Origin of the sequence: Inquilinus sp. CA228, assembly GCF_052078665.1 — a bacterium.
Lineage (GTDB): Bacteria > Pseudomonadota > Alphaproteobacteria > DSM-16000 > Inquilinaceae > Inquilinus.
Genome location: NZ_JBQJIK010000154.1, coordinates 1 through 5,902, shown reverse-complemented (window position 1 = coordinate 5,902; position 5,902 = coordinate 1). Strand labels below are relative to the sequence as shown.

The window sequence follows — 5,902 nt, the reverse complement described above, 5'->3', positions numbered from 1 at the left end:
ATGGCGCCGCCTCGTCCGCGACTACGAAAAGCGCATCGACGTCTCGCACGCGATGATCCTCGTCGCCATGGGCGGAATTCTCATCCGACGAAACACTCATCCCTGATTTTCAAAACAGACTCTAAGGCGGTGAGGGGGCTTCCATCAGCTTGTCTACCAACTGCGAACCGACCCATTGGCGCGCCGAAAGGTAGACACTGAGGCTGCAATGGCGGACGTCGTCATCAGGATCATCCTGATCCTTCTTCTCCAGCCACGCGCTTATGACCAGCACGTCCTGCCGGGCATCGCCGTTCAGGTCTGCATAGGTTGCGGTCACCTCCGTATCCGGTGAAACCGCCCCGCCTTCGAACACGTTGGACTGAAACCAGATGCTGGGGTCGGCGTATTTGAACTGCCATTCCAGCGGCTTCAGGTCGCCGGGTGCAATTGCGCTGGTCCCGAACTGCTTGACCGAGTTCAGCCTCGCCAGGCCGGTCGTCTTGCTGGTCTCGTATTGCAGGGTGTAGTAGCGCTGGACGTGGTCAGGGGTATAGACATCGATCTGCTGCAACCGCCGGTTCAGATGGGCCAGCCCGTTGCCGGTGGCTCGTGTCTGGTTCGTGCCCGCGGTTAGATGGAATTGGATCTTGATGCCGTTGTAGGTCACGGCGTCCGGCCAGCAGACCGGGATGTCCGAGCACTTGTAGCTGTACTCGACCTTGTTGCCGTTGGTGTCGGTGACGGAGGTCAGCAGCCACCGGTACCGATCGCTGGGAACCAGAGCACTCAGCGTGCTTGCGTCTGCGACCGGCTGGAGAGCCTGGGCCTCCTCCGACTGTGTCTCCGTGATGTTGGCCTCTTCGTCGGCAGGCTCGGTCTGGTCCGGCACCTCCAGGTCGTCCTCGACCACCCAGGCCTCCTCGCCGGCCGGCGGGTCCTCCGGGACCTCCGCCAAGGTTGGGTCATCGCCGACGCCCGGCTCTGGCTCAACTCCCACCTCCGGCCCAGCCTCCACCAAGTTCTCCGGCTCGGCTTCCTCGACCGGTGGGGACTCCGGGGATCCGTCCAGCGCTGCATTGGTCTCGGCCGAACTGGCGGTCGCGCTGCCGGCCGCCAAGGGCTCGGTCGCGGCTGCCGCCTCTGAGGCCGCTTTCACCTCGATCACATTGCTGAACACCCACTTTGTGCCGTCCGGGTCCTGCACCATCCAGCGGTTGTTGTCGGGCACATCGTCGAATGGCCAATCCTCGACGAGGGTAATTCTGCGATAGCTTTCGATCCGGGTGGCGTGCGTGCCGCCGGCCTTGCAACTGGGCGTCCAATCCCGCCAGGCGGATGTAAGGGACGCACAGGGGATCAACTCCTGCCCGTCCAGCAGATAGACATCCAAGCTGTCGAGATTGGCGACGCCCTTCACCGGCGACACCCGGACCACGTCCGGGAACCCGCTCAAGCGCCAGCCGGAGCCGACGAAGCCGGCATAAAACCCGCCGGCCTTCATGCCCTGGCTGGAGTCGTAGACGAGGCTCAGCTTCGGCTCGAGGCCCCGGAATTCGGGGACCTGGATCGGCACCGACGTGGTGTAGCTGCCGTTGAAGGACGCCGGCGTCGGCGCGTTTGCCAGCACCGGCAAGGACAGCATCTGCATGGCCGGGTCGTCCGACGGCGTCCCCGCCGCCGCGGCGACTGCGACCGCAGCGGCCGCCGGCTCCTCGGTGGCGGCTTCAGGCTCGGCTTCGACCGTCTCGGATTCCGACGAAGCCGGGGCGTCCGTCTCGGACGCCCCGTCGGACGGGATCAACGCTTCAGGTCCGGCCGGTTCCGGAGCAGGCGCTTCATCCTGGGCACGGACGACCGGTGCCCCCGCCAACGCCGCCAGCACCAGCATCGACACCGAAATCGCACGCACCCTGCCCCAGGCCGGGCGCACAACCGCACCCGACCAGAACCGAACGTCCGCCCGCATCATCGCTCTCCCCCACCTGCGCTGCCGCGTCCCGCCGGGTCCCCTGCTCTCAGGGCAGGTTCAGGCCGGCTTGGCTCGGCTGCGCGCTAGTCACCAAATGTAAGGTTGTCCGCGAAATGGCCACCGGCACTGCTGCCTCGATGGCGCTCCCCGTTCACTGGTCTGGGACTGACTCCATCGATCACAATCTCCCCGGGCTTGGCACTACCTGCCAATGCACATGAAATTATGGTTGTATCCTGATACTGCCGACTGCGGTCCCACCTCATCGCGGCGAGTCGGCCCAATTTCTGGTTAACATGAATAAAAGTTAATCGGAGTCCGGGATCGTACGCAAGCCTCCCCCGCAAATATTCCTGAAACCCGCTGATCACGGCCAATTCAAAGCCCCAATGCCCCAGTTTGGGTCGTGACGCCGACCTCGCGAGTGGCGCAGGCGGTCGGCCTGGCGGCAGGATCCCAGGCCTGATCCCGCCTCATCCGAGGCGCGGGAGGAGACGTTGCAGCAGAGGACAGCGTCGACCGATGCCTTGCCAGCACGGGATGCAGGCTGGTTGGCTCCGATGGATGGCCCCGGGCGCTGCCGGCGGCGTTGCGGTTGCGGACCCACGTGCTGGAGCTCGGCTCGCCGGTCGACCGGTCGGCGTCGCCCAGGTGCCGGGGTCGGTCCGTCTGCTGTAGCCCGATCCAGCTACAGGACCCGCTCGCCGATCCGCCGCGGGCGGCGTCCAATTGTCGTGTGTTGAATAGTCGCCCAGCTGTTGTGACGGCGCTGCCGCCGGGAGAGCTGCCTCGATCCGGGACCGGGCCCCCTCCTCTCGCGCCGCGCAACAATCTTTCCAATGCGCGATAACTGCCATTTTCGCGCAACGGCGTCGCCGGGAGTCAGGGTCGGCTGTCAGCTATCGCGTAAAGCATCCGGCATCCTCCATACTGCTTCATCAACTGAAACTTTGGAATAGGACGCATACTACATAAAATCTCCTCCGAGCCGTATGCGATGCTTGAGAAGGTCGGTAGCGTTGAAGAGGACGCGAACATGCAATTTCACCTGAACGGCTTCCGCTCCGGGGATCCCATGGTTTTCGAAGCCGCCCCGAACGACCCGCAAGCGGATGTCGTCGATGTGATGATCATCGGCTGTGGTCCCGCAGGGCTGACCCTGGCCGCGCAGATGGCGCATTTCCCGTCGATCCGCACCCGCATCGTCGAGCAGAAGGATGGGCCGCTTTCACTGGGACAGGCCGACGGGATTGCCTGCCGCACGATGGAGATGTTCAACGCCTTCGGCTTTGCCGACCGGGTGATGAAAGAAGCCTATTGGGTCAATGAAACCACCTTCTGGAAGCCCGGCGGGAGTGAGACACGGCAGATCGTTCGCCACGGGCGTATCCCCGATACCGAGGAGGGGCTTTCCGAATTTCCCCATGTGATACTGAACCAGGCCCGGGTGCATGACTTTTATCTGGAGCGAATGCGCCATGCGCCGAGCCGCCTCGTTCCCGATTACGGCCTGCGTCTGGTCGGCCTCACAGTTCCCGATGACCCCGCGGAACCGCTGACCGTTCGCCTGCAATCGGTCGACGCGACGGGCGAGGACGGGATCGAAACCGTCCGGACGCGCTATGTCGTGGGCTGCGACGGCGCCCGAAGCGGCGTCCGCAAGGCGATGGGGCGCGAATTGCACGGGGAATCGGCCAATCAGGCCTGGGGCGTGATGGACGTTCTGGCCTATAGCGACTTCCCCGACATTCGACTGAAGAGCGTGATTCAATCGCCGAACGACGGCAACATCCTGATCATCCCGCGCGAGGGCGGCTATCTCGTGCGGCTCTATATCGAACTCGACAAGCTGGGCGAGAATGAACGGGTCGCGGCGAAGCATATCAGCCAGGACCATTTGATCGCGGCGGCGCAGCGCATCCTCGATCCCTATGTGCTGGACGTGAAGCAGGTGGCCTGGTGGTCGGTCTATGAGATCGGGCAGCGGCTCTGCGACAAGTTCGACGACGTACCGGCCGGGCAGGAAGAAACGCGCCAGCCGAGGGTCTTCATCGCTGGCGACGCCTGTCACACCCATAGCCCGAAAGCAGGGCAGGGCATGAACGTCTCCATGCAGGACGCGTTCAATCTGGGGTGGAAACTGGCCGCCGTCTTGGAAGGTCTGGCGATGCCCGCGTTGCTGCACAGCTATTCAGCGGAACGGCAGAGGATCGCCAAGGAATTGATCGATTTCGACCGCGAGTTTGCCGAGATGTTCAGCGCCAGGCCGAAGACCGAGGGCGACGAGGACGGTGTCGATCCGGCCGAATTCCAGCACTATTTCATCAAGCAGGGGCGCTTCACGGCGGGCACTGCAACGCACTATGATCGCTCCACCCTGACTGGGACGGGAACGCATCAGCATCTGGCCGAAGGGTTCGTGGTCGGCATGCGGTTCCATTCTGCGCCGGTCGTCCGGCTGGCGGATGCCAAGCCCATGCAGCTGGGACATGTGGCGGAGGCTGACGGCCGCTGGCGGATCTACCTGTTCGCCGGGACGGACGGATTGGCGCCGGGCTCGCCGCTGGTCGGCCTATGCGATTTCCTCGCGCACGATCCGGTCTCGCCGGTGCGCCGTCACACCCCCGCCGGCGTGGACAACGATGCGGTCTTCGACATTCGCGCCATCTTCCAGCAACCGCATCAGTCGCTGTCGATGGATGCGCTGCCGGAGCTGCTATGGCCATGCAAGGGACAGTTCGGTCTGCGCGATTATGAGAAAGCCTTTTGCGCCGATCCGAAGGCAGGCGACATCTATCGGACGCGCGGCATCGATCGCGAGCAAGGCTGCATGGTGGTGGTTCGTCCGGACCAATATGTGGGGCAGGTGCTGCCGCTCGGCTCCCATGCCGAGCTTGCCGATTATTTCGCGCGGATATTGACCGCTCGCGCCTGACGGAAATGGGGTTCTGAAGTTAGCTCATGGGTCATGGGTATGAGCGATCTCGACACCCTGCCCGGCCATCTGATCCGCCGTGTGCAGCAGATCTCCGTCTCGCTTTTCGCCGCCCGCATGGCCGAAGGGGGACTGGACCTGACCTCGGTACAATTTGCGGCGCTGGTCATCCTCAGGGATCGTCCCGGCCTTGATCAGCAGACGCTTGCCGGCCTGATCGCTTATGATCGCGTCACCATCGGCGGGGTGGTCGACCGACTGGTGCAGAAGGGCTTTGTGCTGCGGGAGGTCAGCCCCAGCGATCGCCGTGCTCGGGTCCTGATGCTCAGCGCCGAGGGCGTGAGAATCCTCGACCTCGCACGCCCGTGGGTGGATCGAGTGCAGGACGATATTGTCGAATTCCTGTCCCAGGAGGAGCGGGAGAATTTCGTCGCCCTGCTGGGTAAGATTGCCAGCGCGGGAAACGACCGCAGCCGGGCGCCCCTGCGGTCGTGCAGAATGTCCCCTTCAACTGATGGCAGACCAGCTGCGCAGCGCCAACGCAGAACCGCCAGCCGCCACCTCCGGTCGTCGCGAATTCTGGTTCGGTCTCCAGCCCCGCGCCACGGGTCCGGTGCAGGGGTTCAGAACCGATAGCCCAGCCGCCCCAAGCCGGCATGTGAGGCATACCCGTCGCCGACCTCGGCGCTGTACTGGAGCCGGAAATCCCAGTTCGTGCTGTTCAGCACCTCGGCGCCGACGGTGAACTTGCCCAGCACGTCCGGGATGGGTGTCGTGGCGCGGAAGCCCCGGCTGCCCGGCTGGCCGGCAAAACGCGCCGTCGCCGCCCAGTCGCCGCTGGCGTTGAGCTCGACGCCGGCGCTCGCGAACGGGCGCAGCACCGCGGTCTCGCCGATGGGGATGCGCCGGCCCACCTCCACCGCGGGAATCGCCGTGAAGGCCGTGGCGCCCTCGGATTCGACGGCAAGGTCGAATGGGCCTGCCCCCGTCTCGGTGTAGCTGTTGCCGTGCACATA

The 5,902-nt window shown here is 64.5% G+C and carries 4 protein-coding genes and 1 pseudogene; 3 read left to right on the top strand and 2 right to left on the bottom strand.

The window, feature by feature from the left end:
• Positions 1-106: pseudogene (locus tag ACTOWL_RS37460) on the top strand (IS5/IS1182 family transposase); the annotation flags it as partial.
• A gap of 15 nt (positions 107-121) precedes the next feature.
• Here the strand turns inward: ACTOWL_RS37460 and ACTOWL_RS37455 are convergent.
• A complete protein-coding gene (locus ACTOWL_RS37455; RefSeq protein WP_441326397.1) occupies positions 122-1,948 on the bottom strand; it encodes a SpvB/TcaC N-terminal domain-containing protein in 1,827 nt (608 codons plus the stop codon).
• Positions 1,949-2,948: 1,000 nt separating this feature from the next.
• On the opposite strand from ACTOWL_RS37455, the gene ACTOWL_RS37450 reads away from it, so the two are divergent.
• Both ACTOWL_RS37450 and ACTOWL_RS37445 read left to right on the top strand, forming a co-directional pair.
• Positions 2,949-4,886: an FAD-binding monooxygenase gene (locus ACTOWL_RS37450; RefSeq protein ID WP_441326396.1), complete on the top strand. Its 1,938-nt coding sequence runs from the start codon at positions 2,949-2,951 to the stop codon at positions 4,884-4,886.
• 39 nt (positions 4,887-4,925) lie between these two features.
• On the top strand, positions 4,926-5,522 hold the full coding sequence (locus ACTOWL_RS37445) for a MarR family winged helix-turn-helix transcriptional regulator (RefSeq protein WP_441326395.1): 597 nt from the start codon (positions 4,926-4,928) through the stop codon (positions 5,520-5,522).
• Here ACTOWL_RS37445 and ACTOWL_RS37440 read toward each other — a convergent pair.
• Positions 5,510-5,902: autotransporter outer membrane beta-barrel domain-containing protein (locus ACTOWL_RS37440; RefSeq protein WP_441326394.1), on the bottom strand; the 393-nt coding region annotated here is incomplete at its 5' end. The genes ACTOWL_RS37445 and ACTOWL_RS37440 overlap by 13 nt on opposite strands.